Source organism: Sphingobacterium sp. UGAL515B_05 (assembly GCF_033097525.1).
Lineage (GTDB): Bacteria > Bacteroidota > Bacteroidia > Sphingobacteriales > Sphingobacteriaceae > Sphingobacterium.
Genome location: NZ_CP109907.1, coordinates 1 through 16,447, shown reverse-complemented (window position 1 = coordinate 16,447; position 16,447 = coordinate 1). Strand labels below are relative to the sequence as shown.

Here is a 16,447-nt window from a genome sequence, read left to right as displayed (position 1 = left end):
AATAATCATGGACGGTGGAAGGCTTTTAGCTGCTATAATAGATCACGCTATTGATGGAATAATTACTATAGACAACAGGGGGAATGTGGAAAGCATTAACCCTGCTGCCTTGGAATTGTTCGGTTATCAGGCTGAGGAAGTGATCGGACACAATATCTCCATGTTAATGCCTGAACCTGATCGTGGCAACCACGATGGTTATCTACATAATTACCAAACCACAGGTCATAAGAAAATTATCGGAATCGGCCGTGAAGTGATGGGCTTAAAGAAAAATGGAGAAACATTTCCATTCCGCTTGGCAGTCAGTGAAGTTTGGTTAAAAGATAAGAATATCTTTACCGGCTTTATTCACGATTTATCGCGTGAGAAAGCTGCCGAGGATATGCTCAAGCAACATGCAACCGAACTTGAACATAAAGTCAGTGAGCGTACACGCGACCTGATCTCGCTGGTATCTGAACTTGAAAAAGCTAAAGCAGAAGTCTCAAAGTCTTTGGAAAAAGAAATTGAACTTAACCAGCTGAAATCACGGTTTGTGTCCATGGCCTCGCATGAGTTCCGGACACCTTTAAGCTCGGTTCAGCTTTCGGCTTCTCTGATTGAAAAGTATTCCGAACGACCGGATGATAAGGCTAATATCCTTAAACACACCAATAAAATTAAAAGTGCAGTTCAATTGCTCACAAGTATCCTGAACGACTTTCTGTCACTTGAAAAATTGGAAGCGGGTATTGTTGTGATGAATAAGCAATACATCAATCTCGTTGAGTTGGCAGAAGAGATCACCGAAGAAATGCAATTGATCTGTAAGAAAAATCAGCATATTGTATACCAACACACCGGAGAAATCGGGCATTTCACCTTAGATCCAAATTTGTTGAAAAATGCTTTGGTCAACTTAATCTCCAACGCGATCAAATATTCCGGGGAAGATACCTTGATCGAATTCACAACCTGTATCGATGAAGAAGGCTGCTTAATATCCGTGAAAGACAATGGTATTGGTATACCCGAAGAAGATCAGGTACATTTGTTTGAGCCTTTTTTTAGAGCACATAATACTGGTAATATCCCTGGTACAGGATTGGGTTTGAATATTGTAAAACGATACATTGAATTGATGGCGGGGCAGATGGAATTTGAATCGGAAGTACATAAAGGAACTTCATTCAGAGTAAGCTTTAAATAAAGGTGAACTTGGAGATTCGCATAACTGAATAAATAATTGCAGATGAGAAATAAAAAGACAATTCTAATTATTGAAGATAATATCGATATCCGAGAAGGAACTACCGAAATATTGGAGTTGACAGGAAGGTATGATGTCATTACAGCCGAAAATGGCCGCGTTGGCGTCGACCTGGCGACAAGACACATTCCTGATTTGATTCTCTGTGATATCATGATGCCTGAATTGGATGGTTACGGGGTCTTATTTATGTTGAGCAAAATTGAGAGTACAGCCAAAATTCCGTTCATTTTTCTGACTGCCAAAGCGGAACGCGCAGACATGCGTAAAGCAATGGAAATGGGAGCGGATGATTATTTGACGAAACCTTTTGATGATGTCGAGTTGATGAATGCAATAGATGTTCGTCTCAAAAGACATGAACAGCTGGCTGCAGATATTCCTCAGGAAGAAGATTTGAGTTTGAGCGCAGAAGAGCAGGTATTGTTGCTAAAAGAGCTAATTGCCAACTCACGTGTGAAAACAGTGAAGAAAAAACAGTCCATTTATGAAAAAGATGATTCGCCAACGTACGTCTATTTTGTAAAATCTGGTCAGGTACGCAGCTTTAAGTCCTATAAAGATGGACGTGAGCTGTCTACAGGGATTTTTATTAAAGGAAATTACTTTGGTTATGCCTCGATTTTGCTGAATGATAATTATGAAGACTACGCCGAAGCTGTTGAACAAAGTGAAATTGTGTTGATTCCAAAGGATGGTTTTTTGGAACTGTTATGGAAAAAGCCTGCAATAGCCAGTAAATTTATAAAGCTCCTTTCTGTCGATTTACGGGAAAAAGAAGAGCAATTGCTGGGTTTTGCCTATCATTCTGTCCGCAAGCGTGTCGCCAATGCGTTGATTAGCGTTGCTGAAAAAAGTGGAGTCAATATCAATGAGGCTGATGCATGCTCAATTGATGTGACACGAGACGGCCTGGCTTCAATTGCAGGTACAGCCAATGAAACTGTTTCCCGTATGCTCTCCGACTTTAAAGAAGAAAAACTGATTTCGAAAGAAAAAGGAAAAATATACATCAATTCTATCAAGAACCTGCGGGATGTGAAGCAGTAGGGATCAGTAGCGAAGATTTAAAAATCAACATAAAAAAGGCGTGTTCAGTTTTTCTGAACACGCCTTTTTTATGATAGTCTATGTTTACTGATTTGTGTCTTTTCATTAAAGTATCAATGCGAGCTCGCTATGCCGTTTTATTGAACTAGTTCGGTTTCAGCGACCGTGTTGTACGCGATTATTGGCCATATAATACCTTTCGGTTGACTTTTACAGCTGTTGATGTTAGCGAAATCATGCTATTTTTTGTGAATTGTGATAAATATCATTTTAAGGTGTGGTGCTACATCATCTTTTTGCCCATATGCATGATTTACTTTTGTTCTTAGGATAAACCTTAATTGGTGATTGTAGAATCAGAATGAAAGTAGTAGTATATAATGTAAGGTCATTTGAAAAAGAGTTTTGGGCATTGGCAAATGCCAAACAACATGATTTGACTTTGATTTCAAATGGATTAAATGCGGAGACACAGAATTACGCGCGTGGAAAAGATGCGGTAGTTATTTCCGTGAGCGATATGTTGGACGAGAGCATGCTACTTAATTTAAAAGGGTTAGGGATCAATAAGATTATGACCCGCAGTAAGGATACTGCTCATATCGATCTGGTAAAGGCTGGAGATCTGAATATTCAGATTGCCAATGCGCCATTTGAAGATCAGAGTCCAAAAGGACTGGCAGAGCAGACCGTCCGGAATCTCAACTTATGGGGATTAGAAAAATGTGTGGGTAAAGCTTGTTGTTGTCTAAACGACTGTGCTAAAAAAATAAAATAAAATGATTACATCGCAGGTTACAATGGAAGAATTGGTGCAAAAATATAATGTTGCCGCACCGCGCTATACAAGCTATCCTACTGTTCCCTTTTGGGATAATGAAGCATTTTACCGGGCAGCTTGGACTAATCAAGTCTACCAAACTTTCCAGCAGTCGAAAGAAAAAGGTATCAGCTTATATATACACCTTCCTTTTTGTGAAAGCCTATGTACGTATTGTGGTTGCAATACGCGCATTACAAAAAACCATCACGTTGAAGAACCTTATATTGCCGCTCTTTTGAAAGAATGGGAAATGTATGTCGCTTTATTTAAGGGAGAAAGACCCTTATTGGCGGAAATACATTTGGGTGGTGGTACTCCGACCTTTTTCCATCCGGATAATTTGAAGGTACTGATTGAGGGGATCCTTAAACACGCAGACCTGGCTCCTGATCGTTCATTCTCTTTTGAAGCTCACCCTGCTAATACAACCGTCACACATTTAGAAACCTTATTTGACTTGGGGTTTCGGCGCTTGAGCCTGGGAATACAGGATTTTGATCCACTTGTGCAGTTTGTGATCAACCGACATCAAACATCGGCGGAAGTGAAAGAAGTGATGCTGAATGCGCGGAAAATTGGATTTGAATCGATCAACTTCGATTTGATCTATGGATTACCTAAGCAGACATTGGCTACGGTGGAAGATACGATCCAAAAAGCGATGCTGCTCGGTCCAGACCGGATCTCTTTCTATAGCTATGCCCACGTGCCTTGGATAAAACCCGGTCAACGGCATTATACTGAAGCAGATCTACCTCATGGCGCAGCCAAACTCGCCTTATATAACCTTGGGAAAAAAATGATTTTGGCCCATGGCTATGAAGATGTCGGTATGGATCATTTTGCGAAAAGAGAGGACGAATTATTTGTGGCTTTCCAACAAGAAAGATTACATCGCAATTTTATGGGCTATGCCGATCGATTTAGTCCCTTGTTAATCGGTATCGGAGTTTCTTCGATCAGCGATGCCTGGGGGGCTTTTGCTCAAAATGTGAAGACCGTGGAAGAATACCATAAACTCATTGATGCTGGGGTATTGCCCGTTGTAAAAGGACATATACTCAACGAGGAGGATCTTCTTGTAAGGCGTTATATCCTCGATATGATGTGTAAAGGTAAAGTGCAGTTGCCGACAGGTGCGCCGTTGAATGAGCAGATTATCGACGAATTGTCTGAACTTGTTACAGATGGTTTAGTCTCCATAACCGGCGACCTAATTCAATGTACTGCTATTGGACGCTCTTTTTTAAGAAATATCTGTATGGCCTTTGATCAGCGATTATTACGTTCAAAAGCACAAAATCAATTATTTAGTCAGGCAATTTAGCACGAAGGTATGGCAGAGCTAAGGGATGAAATACAACTTGCAGAAAAATGTTTCCATTGCGGCGATAAAATTGAGGAAACGGGCTATCAGCTTGATCATCATGATTTTTGCTGTCTGGGGTGTCAGACCGTTTACCAAGTACTGAACGATAGTGGTATGCAGCAATATTATCGCTATAATCAGCACCCGGGTAAATCAAATAAATCCAAGCAAGAAGATTTTTCCTATCTGGATGAACCACAGATTGCCGGTAAATTAGTGGATTATAAAGATGATATGATGACCATCATCACCTTTTATATTCCGGCTATTCACTGTAGCTCTTGTATCTGGTTGCTGGAAAATTTATATAAACTCAATCCCAATGTACTGCAGTCGCGCGTGGACTTTATGAAGAAACAGGCGAGCATTACATTCAATCACAATGAGCTGCCATTGAAAGACCTGGTTTATCTTTTGGTCAATATCGGTTATGACCCTAAAATCACCTTGCAGGATGTTGTAAAGGAAGGGAATAGAAATAATCTAAATCCTTTGGTAGCAAAAATTGCTGTTGCCGGTTTCTGTTTTGGAAATTCTATGTTATTCAGTTTCCCTGATTATTTTGGAATGGGGAGTTTTGAAAAGGAATATGCCAATTTCTTTGGTTATATAAACCTTGCCTTTGGTCTCCCTGTTTTATTGTATTGTGCGTCGGATTATTTCAAATCGGCCTATTGGAGTCTGAAACAAAAGCGGTTGAATCTGGATGTGCCATTAGCTCTGGGAATCCTCGTGTTATTTTTGCGTTCGGCGTTTGAGGTGATCACACAGACAGGCGCTGGTTTTACGGATACACTCTGTAGTCTTGTGTTTTTTATATTGATCGGAAAATGGGTACAACAACGTACCTATTATCATATCTCATTTGAACGGGATTACCGGAGTTATTTTCCGGTGGCTGTAACAGTATTGACTGAATCGGGGGATAAACCTGTACAATTAGCTGACGTTCATATAGGCGACCGTATCTTGGTTCGCAACAATGAAATTATACCGGCCGATGCCATGCTTTTAAAAGGTGATGCTGCGATAGATTTTAGTTTTGTAACCGGAGAATCAAGTCCGGTCAGTAAGACCTTGGGCGAAATTATCTATGCCGGCGGACGCCAGACGGGGGAAGCGATAGAACTTGAAGTGGTCAAACCGATTTCACAGTCCTATTTGACCAAATTATGGAATAATGAGAACTATAAAGATTATGACAAACATTTTCAGACTTTTGTCAACTTTATAAGTAAATATTTTACTGTTGTTTTATTGGTTGTTGCACTTTTGGCTGCCTTATTTTGGGCTGTTGATGGGAGTGCAAGTAGGGCTTGGGGAGCTTTTACGGCGGTATTGATTATCGCATGTCCATGTGCGTTGGCGTTGAGCTCTCCATTTACCCTTTCTGCAGCGCTAAGTATTTTTGATCGAAATAAGTTTTATGTGAAAAATACGGCCGCTATTGAGCAAATGGCTACGATTGATACCCTCGTATTCGATAAAACCGGTACAATATCATCGCCTAAAGCAACCTCAATTTATTTTGAAGGTAGCCTCTCGACAGCCGACAAAAAGCTACTGAATGCGGTATGTAGAAACTCTAGCCATCCATTGAGCCGTGAAATTGTTAAGTGGCTGAATGTTTCTTCTGCTATTTCGATACAGGATTTCAAGGAATTTCCGGGAAAGGGGATGCAGGCTAATGTCAGTGGCAAGGAAATTAAAATCGGTAGTGCTAATTTTTTGAATATCGGTAACATTAAAACAGACGGGTCTGTGGTTTTTATTCGTATAGGTGAAGAGCTAAAAGGATATTTTACCATGGAGCAATCCTGGCGCGATGGTCTTTCGGCTTTGATTGAAGATTTTAAAGTCGGATACGACCTTCATTTAATCTCAGGGGATAACGATAGACGTCTGGATGCACTACAGTTAATTTTTCCCTCGAATGCAAGCTTGCTTTTTAATCAATCTCCAATGGAAAAACTGGCAACTATTCAAAATTTTCAGGTAGCAGGAAAGCATGTCTGTATGATTGGTGATGGCCTTAATGATGCGGGGGCATTGCGTAAAGCAGATCTGGGCATCGCCGTAAGTGATGATATCAATAACTTCTCTCCCGGCTGTGATGCGATACTGGATGGGGAGTCATTTTCGAAAATGCCGGATTTCTTTGCTTTTAGCAAAGATGCGGTGAAAGTAATACATATGAGCTTTGGTATATCTCTTTTATATAATGTAATTGGGTTGAGCTTTGCCGTGCAAGGTATTATGTCGCCATTATTTGCCGCGATTCTAATGCCAATAAGTACGGTAACGATCATCTCCTTTACAAGTCTCATGACGAGATGGTATGCCAAACGCCGTAAACTCTAGTTGCTATGGAAATAATGTATATTTTGATCGGTTGTAGTGTTTTGTTGGCTTTGGTTTTCCTATGTGCTTTTTTCTGGGCAAATAAAACCGGTCAGCATAACGATACCTATACACCTTCTATACGGATTCTGTTTGATGATGAAACGACAGAAGGGGAGGATAAAGAAGGCGACGTAACTAAAACGTTATCGTAATTAAATCAATTACTTTTTTTTGTAATTAAGGTTATTATCAATAAAATTGGGGATAAATACCAATTTGAAATAAAAATACATGCATAATAATCCATTTTCATTAAAAGATAAGGTAGTTGTAATTACGGGAGGTACAGGGATTTTAGGCGAAGCATTTGTTGAGGCTTTGGCCGAGGCAGAAGCGAAAGTCGCGATACTTGGACGTAATGGACAAATCGGAGCAGAGCGTGTCCAGCAGGTAGAGTCCCTTGGTGGCGAAGCGATATTTGTTGAAGTTGACATCATGAACGAACAGGATGTCACTCGGGCGAAAGATGAAGTTTTGCAAAAGTGGGGTAGGATAGACGCTTTAGTAAATGCCGTTGGAGGCAACATTCCGGGTGCAACAATTGGTGCCGATCAAGATTTATTTGCGAGCAATATTCAGGATACCATTAAAGCAATAGAGCTTAATTTGTATGGTACAATGATTCCTACGCATATTATTGGTCGTGTGATTGCTGAAAGCGGAAAAGGTGTCATCATCAATATATCTTCCCTTACAGCCAGTCGTCCGTTTACACGTGTTTTGGGCTATACCGTTGCAAAACACGGTATCGATGGGTATACAAAATGGATGGCCACCGAACTCGCTCAGCGTTATGGTGACCAAGTTCGTGTCAATGCAATCGCTCCCGGTGTATTCTTAACCAAACAAAACAAAAACTTATTGATCAATCCAGACGGTACGTATAGCGACCGTACCAAACGTATTCTTAACGGAACTCCCTATAACCGATTGGGCGACCCCCGTGAGTTAAAAGGAACTTTAATCTACCTATTGAGCGATGCATCGGCCTTTGTGACAGGGGAGACGGTTTTTGTCGATGGTGGTTTTAATGCATGGTGTGGCGTTTAATTAAACTTTAAGATGAGAAAATTAGAACAAACCTGGCGTTGGTATGGTCCCAATGACCCGGTATCTTTACAAGATATCAAACAGGCTGGAGCTACTGGTATTGTAACGGCATTACATCATATTCCACACGGTGAGGTATGGCCATTGGCCGATATTCAAGAAAGAAAACGCATTATAGAAGATGCCGGTCTTACCTGGTCTGTTGTGGAAAGTGTGACAGTACACGAGGAGATTAAGACAAAAGGTGCTAGAGTCGATGAATACCTCCAGAAATATAAGGAGACTTTAACCAATCTTGCACAATGCGGCATCAAAACAATTTGTTATAATTTTATGCCGGTGCTGGACTGGACGCGTACACAATTGGATTTAACCATGGCGGATGGTTCAAAAGCATTGTATTTTGACTGGATTGATCTGGCACTTTTTGATATTTTTATTTTGAAACGTGATGAGGCACAGACAGCATATCCAGAGGATGTTGTTAAACGTGCGACTTTACGATTTGATGAAATTTCCGAACAGCAAAAAGAAGAATTGGCAAATGTTGTCTTAATGGGGATCCCCGGAGAGAAAAATGTGGAATTGGATGCGTTAAAGGCGAGCATTGATACCTATAAACATATTGGGAAAGATGGTTTACGCAACAATTTGGTTTATTTCCTTCAGGGAATTGCGGCAACTTGTGAGGAGAACGGTATATGTATGACCATTCATCCCGATGATCCACCGTATCCTATTTTAGGTTTGCCCCGCATTGCCAGTAATGGTGCAGATTTCGATTATTTTTTGAATGCGGTTCCACAACGATTTAATGGTGTCTGCTTTTGTACAGGATCTTTGGGGGCCAGTCAGACAAACGATCTGCCGGCTATCTTAGAAAATATTAAAGGACGGGTAAACTTTGTTCACTTACGGAATGTGAAGAAAGATGCGATCGGAAGCTTTTATGAGGCAGACCATTTGGATGGGGATGTCAATATGTATAAAATCATGAAAATCCTGGTTGCTGAAAATCAATTGAGATCTACAGCGATCCCATTCAGACCAGATCACGGCCATCAGATGCTGGATGATCTAAATAAAGTAACAAATCCAGGGTATTCTGCCATTGGAAGATTGAGAGGGCTTGCGGAATTGCGGGGCCTAGAGTATGGTATTGTTGGTGAATGATACCCATAATTCGGGCGAAGATTAGAGATTATGACCTGTAATATAGGTCTCGCATACAGACAGTCGGGAAGTAGGGGAGCTAATTTCTTATTTCCCGACTGTTTTGTTTTAAGTATGTCGACGAGACTATAATCAAAAGAATTATAAGGAAGATTTGCGAATGATGAGCTGTGTTGGAAGCTCAATCGTTTCAAATTCATGTATTGGTCTTGTTTGGTTAATGGTGGCGATTAATTTATTTGTCGCCAGTTCCCCAATTTCTGTTGCCGGTTGTACAACTGTGGATAGTGCCGGATTTAAGGAAGCTGCTATCTGTGTGTTTGAAAAACCAATAACGGCCACTTCGGAAGGGACTTGAATCTGAAGCTCAGCCAAAATACCCAGTGTTCGGGTTGTAATAACATCCGTAGCACCGAAAATCGCATCTATACGTTTATGTTCAAGATATTCTTTGCGCAAAATCTCCCGAATTGTTTCGTCTATATCGGTGGTATTATTAAAACTACATTCGATATAATGTCTATTATCAAAAGGGATCCCCGCATCTGATAAAGCAGATCTGAAGCCATTTAATCGTTCGGCTGCCACACCTAAGTTCTTTCCGGTGATATGCAAAATATTCTTTTTGCCTTGTTCGATGAGATGCTTTGTGGCATTATATGAACCTTGGAAATTATTGACACCAACCTTGAATGTGTCGAGCTGGTGATTGATACGGTCAAAAATAACGACTGGAATCTGCGATTTTATCAATGCTTTTAGCTCTTCAATATTTGAATCGGAGGAAACCGGAGATATCATTAAGCCATCAATACCGCGCATGCGTAAGACGTCAATACAATTTTTTTCGATCCGTTCGTCTTCCCGGCTTTGCATGAAAATAACGTCATAGACCGTCTGTTGAGAGGCTATTTGAATTCCATCGAGGATTTGTGAAACGAATGTATTGCTAATGTTGGATACAATAACCCCTATTGTATTGGATTTTCCTATTTTTAAGCTCCGTGCCAACTTATTTGGGTGGAAATTATGCTTTTTGGCATATTCCTGAACCATCTTTTTAGTCGCTTCACTTATTTCGTAGCTGTCTGATAATGCTTTGGAAACCGTCGAAACAGAAATATTGAGTGCCAACGCTATATCTTTCAGGGTAGTTCTGCTCATCGCTCTGGTGGTTATTTTAAGAAGATAAATCTACATAAAAAAATAGATAAATAGGTTTTTTATCTTGATAAGTGGACCAATGCTGCTATTATTAGGCTTTTCATATTGATATTTTGCTTGTTTCAGCGGCAGTTTTGACAAAAGGGGAGGCCTGGTATTACGTTGCTTAGGTTCAGATTATATTCTGATTTATAATTAACAGCAGTATAGCACCGTTTTAACAGGGGGTTAATAGGGGTTGTACCCCTGCTAACCCCCTGTTAACCCCCTGTTATCCCCCTGTAATACCCCTGCAAATTATTAACAAAAATTGAACGAAAAGGATAATGGATCCAGTGCGAAGCCTGCCTCCATACGCTATAGGATGACCTGAGGTTCTCCGAAGGCCCAATCTGGCGGCCGGATCAGCCATTCCAGCCCTCCGATCACCTGTTTTACAAAAAGAATCGTGCACCGTTACAGGCAGTTAAGGAAAAATGAAATAAATAAGAACAAAAGGCTTGGAAGTTTGTTCCTAAACTCCCTATCTTTGCACCACTCCGCAAGGGAGGGACGGTTACCCGAAAGAGGGAATCCATGAAAAAAGAAGGGTTTAAGAGAAGTCTGGCAGGATCTAAAATCCCGTTCAGTTTATTTTAAACGCGGAAATCGAAAAAAGAGGAAAGAAAAAAAACTTCAAAAAGTTTTTGGAAGTTCAGAAAAGATTTCTACCTTTGCAGTCCCAACGGAAACGAAGGGAAAAACAAAACGATAAAGAGTGGCGCAATGCCCATCGGAATAAAGCGGATACGGAAGTTGAAGCGACAGAGTTCTTTAAGAAAACACAATCATGTAAGCGTGACGAGTAGACAAACGAAAGTCATGAACAAATTCAAGTAATTCGTTCAATTCGATCCAAGATCAGAGATATAAAAAAAGAATTCTGATTATTATAAATAGTTGGAATCAAAAACTTCATTTTACAATGGAGAGTTTGATCCTGGCTCAGGATGAACGCTAGCGGCAGGCCTAATACATGCAAGTCGGACGGGATCCATCGGAGAGCTTGCTCGAAGATGGTGAGAGTGGCGCACGGGTGCGTAACGCGTGAGCAACCTACCTCTATCAGGGGGATAGCCTCTCGAAAGAGAGATTAACACCGCATAACATCAACAGTTCGCATGTTCAGTTGATTAAATATTTATAGGATAGAGATGGGCTCGCGTGACATTAGCTAGTTGGTAGGGTAACGGCTTACCAAGGCGACGATGTCTAGGGGCTCTGAGAGGAGAATCCCCCACACTGGTACTGAGACACGGACCAGACTCCTACGGGAGGCAGCAGTAAGGAATATTGGTCAATGGGCGGAAGCCTGAACCAGCCATGCCGCGTGCAGGATGACTGCCCTATGGGTTGTAAACTGCTTTTGTCCAGGAATAAACCTAGATACGTGTATCTAGCTGAATGTACTGGAAGAATAAGGATCGGCTAACTCCGTGCCAGCAGCCGCGGTAATACGGAGGATCCGAGCGTTATCCGGATTTATTGGGTTTAAAGGGTGCGTAGGCGGCCTATTAAGTCAGGGGTGAAATACGGTGGCTCAACCATCGCAGTGCCTTTGATACTGATGGGCTTGAATCCATTTGAAGTGGGCGGAATAAGACAAGTAGCGGTGAAATGCATAGATATGTCTTAGAACTCCGATTGCGAAGGCAGCTCACTAAGCTGGTATTGACGCTGATGCACGAAAGCGTGGGGATCGAACAGGATTAGATACCCTGGTAGTCCACGCCCTAAACGATGATAACTCGATGTTGGCGATAGACAGCCAGCGTCCAAGCGAAAGCGTTAAGTTATCCACCTGGGGAGTACGCCCGCAAGGGTGAAACTCAAAGGAATTGACGGGGGCCCGCACAAGCGGAGGAGCATGTGGTTTAATTCGATGATACGCGAGGAACCTTACCCGGGCTTGAAAGTTAGTGAAGAGTGCAGAGACGCACTCGTCCTTCGGGACACGAAACTAGGTGCTGCATGGCTGTCGTCAGCTCGTGCCGTGAGGTGTTGGGTTAAGTCCCGCAACGAGCGCAACCCCTATGTTTAGTTGCCAGCATGTAGTGGTGGGGACTCTAAACAGACTGCCTGTGCAAACAGAGAGGAAGGTGGGGACGACGTCAAGTCATCATGGCCCTTACGTCCGGGGCTACACACGTGCTACAATGGATGGTACAGCGGGCAGCTACATAGCAATATGATGCTAATCTCTAAAAGCCATTCACAGTTCGGATTGGGGTCTGCAACTCGACCCCATGAAGTTGGATTCGCTAGTAATCGCGTATCAGCAATGACGCGGTGAATACGTTCCCGGGCCTTGTACACACCGCCCGTCAAGCCATGAAAGTTGGGGGTACCTAAAGCATGTTACCGCAAGGAGCGTGTTAGGGTAAAACCGATAATTGGGGCTAAGTCGTAACAAGGTAGCCGTACCGGAAGGTGCGGCTGGAATACCTCCTTTCTAGAGTATCGAAGATCGGTGCTCGTCGCGTTACATATGATTGCAGAAGAAAAAACATCAGAAGAAAGTGCCCGCCCCTAAGGGAGCAGGACCGAGAGAAAGAGATGAACAAGATAAGCTAGTCCCGTAGCTCAGTTGGTTAGAGCACTACACTGATAATGTAGGGGTCAGCAGTTCAAATCTGCTCGGGACTACGAAAACGTTTGGGGAATTAGCTCAGCTGGCTAGAGCACCTGCCTTGCACGCAGGGGGTCAACGGTTCGAATCCGTTATTCTCCACATCTCCGGGGAAGTATATAGCGATATACTTCATCTATACCGGAAAAAGAGTTCTTTGACATATTGAAAGAGAAAAAAAATTACAAGAGAAGACAACAGTATAGAGACAATACGTGTATGTGTTCGATGTAGAGAGGAGACCCTCGGTGAATGCCGAACGAATCTTTACGTAGCATACGGGTATATATATCAAAAGCAGCCGCATAGTAGCAAAAGGCTATGCCGGTGAAGAAAGTAAATAAGGGCACACGGGGGATGCCTAGGCTCTCAGAGGCGAAGAAGGACGTGATAAGCTGCGATAAGCTTTGGGGATTGGCAAATGCGACTTGATCCAGAGATTTCCGAATGGGGCAACCTGACTATTTGAAGAATAGTCGTATAAAACGCGAACGCGCTGAACTGAAACATCTAAGTAGGCGTAGGAGAAGAAAATAACAATGATTTCCCAAGTAGTGGCGAGCGAACGGGAAAGAGCCCAAACCGGTCATGTTACGGCATGACCGGGGTTGTAGGACCACGACATTGTACAGCGCTATGAACTGGAAGCAGGTGGGAAACTGCGCGACAAGGGTGAGAGCCCCGTACAGGTAAAGAATGTTGACATAGTGGTATCCTGAGTACCGCGGGACCGGAGAAATCCTGTGGGAATCCACCAGCACCATCTGGTAAGGCTAAATACTCCTGAGAGACCGATAGTGAACCAGTACCGTGAGGGAAAGGTGAAAAGAACCCCGAACAGGGGAGTGAAAAGAACCTGAAACCGTGTGCTTACAAGCGGTTGGAGCAGGCAGGTCCTGTGACAGCGTGCCTTTTGCATAATGAGCCTACGAGTTACTCTTGTCTGGCAAGGTTAAGTCCTTCAGGGACGCAGCCGAAGCGAAAGCGAGTCTTAATAGGGCGCATAGTCAGATGAGGTAGACGCGAAACCTTGTGATCTACCCTTGGGCAGGTTGAAGTTGCAGTAACATGTAATGGAGGACCGAACCGATAAACGTTGAAAAGTTTCCGGATGACCTGAGGGTAGGGGTGAAAGGCCAATCAAACTGGGAAATAGCTCGTACTCCCCGAAATGTTTTTAGGAACAGCGTCGGCGTAGAGTTTGATAGAGGTAGAGCTACCGATTGGGTGCGGGGGAGTCAAATCCTACCAAATCCAGACGAACTCCGAATGCTATCAAATATAGCCGGCAGTGAGGCTTTGGGTGCTAAGGTCCAAGGCCGAGAGGGAAAGAACCCAGACCATCAGCTAAGGTCCCCAAATTCGTTCTAAGTTGAACTAACGAGGTCCGGTTGCCCAGACAGCTAGGATGTTGGCTTGGAAGCAGCCATTCATTTAAAGAGTGCGTAACAGCTCACTAGTCGAGCGGCCGGGCGTGGATAATAAACGGGCATCAAGAACGGTACCGAAGCTATGGATTTGTACTGAAAGATGTACATCTGGTAGGGGAGCATTCCATCGCCGGAGAAGCAGTTTGGCAATGAACTGTGGAGGTTATGGAAAAGCAAATGTAGGCATAAGTAACGATAAGGCGGGTGAGAAACCCGCCCACCGAAAGACCAAGGTTTCCTGATCAACGTTAATCGGATCAGGGTCAGTCGGGACCTAAGGCGCACCCGAAGGGGGCAAGCCGATGGACAACTGGTTAATATTCCAGTACTCTTCATAACTGCGATGTGGTGACGGAGTAGTGACACTGCCGCGAACTGACGGAATAGTTCGTTGAAAGGCGTAGGTATAGGGACGGTAGGCAAATCCGCCGACCCTGCTGAAACCCAATAGTACAGCAAAGCTCCGGTGGCGCTGATAGAGCAGGTAAACAGACTTCCAAGAAAACCCGCTAAGCTTCAGGTTATGAAGACCCGTACCGCAAACCGACACAGGTGGTCGAGGAGAGAATCCTAAGGTGCTCGAGTGAGTCATGGCTAAGGAACTCGGCAAAATGGCCCTGTAACTTCGGGAGAAGGGGCGCTGTCTCGTAAGAGCAGCCGCAGTGAAAAGGCCCAGGCGACTGTTTAACAAAAACATATGGCTTTGCAAAATCGCAAGATGAAGTATAAGGCCTGACACCTGCCCGGTGCTGGAAGGTTAAGAGGGGATGTCATCGCAAGAGAAGCATTGAATCGAAGCCCCAGTAAACGGCGGCCGTAACTATAACGGTCCTAAGGTAGCGAAATTCCTTGTCGGGTAAGTTCCGACCTGCACGAATGGTGTAACGATCTGGGCGCTGTCTCAGCCATGAGCTCGGTGAAATTGTGGTATCGGTGAAGACGCCGATTACCCGCAACGGGACGGAAAGACCCCATGCACCTTCACTATAGCTTAACATTGAGATTGGGTACAGGATGTGTAGGATAGGCGGGAGATGTTGAAGTGGCTTCGCCAGGAGTCATGGAATCAACCTTGAAATACCGCCCTTTCTGTATTCGGTTTCTAACTCCCTTATGGGGAGGACATTGTTTGGTGGGTAGTTTGACTGGGGTGGTCGCCTCCAAAAAGGTAACGGAGGCTTTCAAAGGTAAGCTCAGTACGCTTGGTAACCGTACGTGGAGTGCAATGGCATAAGCTTGCTTGACTGTGAGACCGACAAGTCGAACAGGGTCGAAAGACGGACATAGTGATCCGGTGGTTCTGTATGGAAGGGCCATCGCTCAAAGGATAAAAGGTACGCTGGGGATAACAGGCTGATCTCCCCCAAGAGCTCATATCGACGGGGAGGTTTGGCACCTCGATGTCGGCTCGTCACATCCTGGGGCTGGAGAAGGTCCCAAGGGTTGGGCTGTTCGCCCATTAAAGTGGCACGCGAGCTGGGTTCAGAACGTCGCGAGACAGTTCGGTCCCTATCTGTTGTGGGCGTTGGAAGTTTGAGTGGATCTGACCTTAGTACGAGAGGACCGGGTTGGACAGACCTCTGGTGAACCTGTTATGCCGCCAGGTGTACGGCAGGGTAGCTACGTCTGGAATAGATAAGCGCTGAAAGCATCTAAGTGCGAAACTAGCCACGAGATGAGACTTCCTTATAGGGTCGTAGAAGATGACTACGTTGATAGGCCATAGGTGTAAAGGTTGAGAGACCAAAGCCAAGTGGTACTAATAGCCCGAAGCTTTCTCAAGCAGACAGACACTGTTGTCTTCCTCTTTAATTTTTGAAACATACAGGAAACGAACCTCTTTCAATACATATGTCAGTTGGCATGAATCACATGATATGAATTCATAGATCATCCAATAAAGATTTTTAGGTGCCTATATCGGCGGTGTCTACCTCTTCCCATTCCGAACAGAGCAGTCAAGCCCGCCAGAGCCGATGGTATTGCCGTAACAGGTGGGAGAGTAGGTCGGTGCCTTTTTTTACACGGAAGCCCTTGCTGGAAACAGTCAAGGGCTTCTTTCGTT

At 43.6% G+C, this 16,447-nt stretch carries 10 protein-coding genes, 2 tRNA genes and 3 rRNA genes; 14 read left to right on the top strand and 1 reads right to left on the bottom strand.

The features are described 5' to 3' along the window. The first annotated feature begins 7 nt into the window (after positions 1-7). The 8 genes from OK025_RS00075 to uxuA all read left to right on the top strand — a co-directional run bounded on the left by OK025_RS00075 (position 8) and on the right by uxuA (position 9,120). A complete protein-coding gene (locus OK025_RS00075) occupies positions 8-1,192 on the top strand; it encodes a PAS domain-containing sensor histidine kinase (protein ID WP_317667793.1) in 1,185 nt (394 codons plus the stop codon). A gap of 42 nt (positions 1,193-1,234) precedes the next feature. Further along, complete coding sequence (locus OK025_RS00070; RefSeq protein WP_317667792.1) at positions 1,235-2,302, top strand: response regulator; 1,068 nt, start codon at positions 1,235-1,237, stop codon at positions 2,300-2,302. Positions 2,303-2,663: 361 nt separating this feature from the next. Next, entirely contained in the window at positions 2,664-3,080 is a 417-nt protein-coding gene (locus OK025_RS00065) for a lactate dehydrogenase (protein WP_070567181.1), read from the top strand. A gap of 1 nt (position 3,081) precedes the next feature. Beyond that, the gene (gene hemN / locus OK025_RS00060) at positions 3,082-4,452 is read left to right on the top strand and encodes an oxygen-independent coproporphyrinogen III oxidase (protein ID WP_317667791.1); all 1,371 of its coding nucleotides are present in this window, start codon (positions 3,082-3,084) and stop codon (positions 4,450-4,452) included. 9 nt (positions 4,453-4,461) lie between these two features. Further along, positions 4,462-6,855 carry a heavy metal translocating P-type ATPase gene (locus OK025_RS00055; RefSeq protein ID WP_317667790.1) on the top strand — a complete coding sequence of 798 codons (2,394 nt, stop codon included), beginning with the start codon at positions 4,462-4,464 and terminating at the stop codon, positions 6,853-6,855. 5 nt (positions 6,856-6,860) lie between these two features. Continuing rightward, positions 6,861-7,049, top strand: a complete 189-nt coding sequence (gene ccoS / locus OK025_RS00050) for a cbb3-type cytochrome oxidase assembly protein CcoS (protein ID WP_075991720.1) — start codon at positions 6,861-6,863, stop codon at positions 7,047-7,049. A 79-nt stretch (positions 7,050-7,128) separates the two neighbouring features. Beyond that, a complete protein-coding gene (locus tag OK025_RS00045) occupies positions 7,129-7,947 on the top strand; it encodes an SDR family oxidoreductase (RefSeq protein WP_317667789.1) in 819 nt (272 codons plus the stop codon). Positions 7,948-7,959: 12 nt separating this feature from the next. After that, positions 7,960-9,120 carry a mannonate dehydratase gene (gene uxuA, locus OK025_RS00040; protein WP_317667788.1) on the top strand — a complete coding sequence of 387 codons (1,161 nt, stop codon included), beginning with the start codon at positions 7,960-7,962 and terminating at the stop codon, positions 9,118-9,120. A gap of 141 nt (positions 9,121-9,261) precedes the next feature. Here the strand turns inward: uxuA and OK025_RS00035 are convergent, their stop codons facing one another. Then, positions 9,262-10,284, bottom strand: coding sequence for a LacI family DNA-binding transcriptional regulator (locus OK025_RS00035; RefSeq protein ID WP_317667787.1), 1,023 nt, complete (start codon positions 10,282-10,284; stop codon positions 9,262-9,264). Between the two features lie 686 nt (positions 10,285-10,970). On the opposite strand from OK025_RS00035, the gene OK025_RS00030 reads away from it, so the two are divergent. The 6 genes from OK025_RS00030 to rrf all read left to right on the top strand — a co-directional run bounded on the left by OK025_RS00030 (position 10,971) and on the right by rrf (position 16,401). Next, the gene (locus OK025_RS00030; protein WP_317667786.1) at positions 10,971-11,132 is read left to right on the top strand and encodes a hypothetical protein; all 162 of its coding nucleotides are present in this window, start codon (positions 10,971-10,973) and stop codon (positions 11,130-11,132) included. A 113-nt stretch (positions 11,133-11,245) separates the two neighbouring features. Beyond that, positions 11,246-12,775, top strand: a 16S ribosomal RNA gene (locus OK025_RS00025). Between the two features lie 120 nt (positions 12,776-12,895). Next, a tRNA-Ile gene (locus tag OK025_RS00020) sits at positions 12,896-12,969 on the top strand. Between the two features lie 11 nt (positions 12,970-12,980). Beyond that, positions 12,981-13,054, top strand: a tRNA-Ala gene (locus OK025_RS00015). A gap of 228 nt (positions 13,055-13,282) precedes the next feature. Then, positions 13,283-16,164, top strand: a 23S ribosomal RNA gene (locus tag OK025_RS00010). 125 nt (positions 16,165-16,289) lie between these two features. Further along, positions 16,290-16,401: ribosomal RNA gene (gene rrf / locus OK025_RS00005) — 5S ribosomal RNA — on the top strand. Together the 16S, 23S and 5S rRNA genes with 2 tRNA genes alongside form the textbook arrangement of a ribosomal RNA operon. The last annotated feature ends 46 nt before the right edge of the window (positions 16,402-16,447 follow it).

Bases quoted from the DNA above. Each gene is read 5' to 3' on its own strand.
- OK025_RS00045 (WP_317667789.1), top strand. From the start codon at position 7,129: ATGCATAATAATCCATTTTCATTAAAAGATAAGGTAGTTGTAATTACG.
- uxuA (WP_317667788.1), top strand. From the start codon at position 7,960: ATGAGAAAATTAGAACAAACCTGGCGTTGGTATGGTCCCAATGACCCG.
- OK025_RS00065 (WP_070567181.1), top strand. From the start codon at position 2,664: ATGAAAGTAGTAGTATATAATGTAAGGTCATTTGAAAAAGAGTTTTGG.
- hemN (WP_317667791.1), top strand. From the start codon at position 3,082: ATGATTACATCGCAGGTTACAATGGAAGAATTGGTGCAAAAATATAAT.
- OK025_RS00070 (WP_317667792.1), top strand. From the start codon at position 1,235: ATGAGAAATAAAAAGACAATTCTAATTATTGAAGATAATATCGATATC.
- OK025_RS00055 (WP_317667790.1), top strand. From the start codon at position 4,462: ATGGCAGAGCTAAGGGATGAAATACAACTTGCAGAAAAATGTTTCCAT.
- OK025_RS00075 (WP_317667793.1), top strand. From the start codon at position 8: ATGGACGGTGGAAGGCTTTTAGCTGCTATAATAGATCACGCTATTGAT.
- ccoS (WP_075991720.1), top strand. From the start codon at position 6,861: ATGGAAATAATGTATATTTTGATCGGTTGTAGTGTTTTGTTGGCTTTG.
- OK025_RS00035 (WP_317667787.1), bottom strand. From the start codon at position 10,284: ATGAGCAGAACTACCCTGAAAGATATAGCGTTGGCACTCAATATTTCT.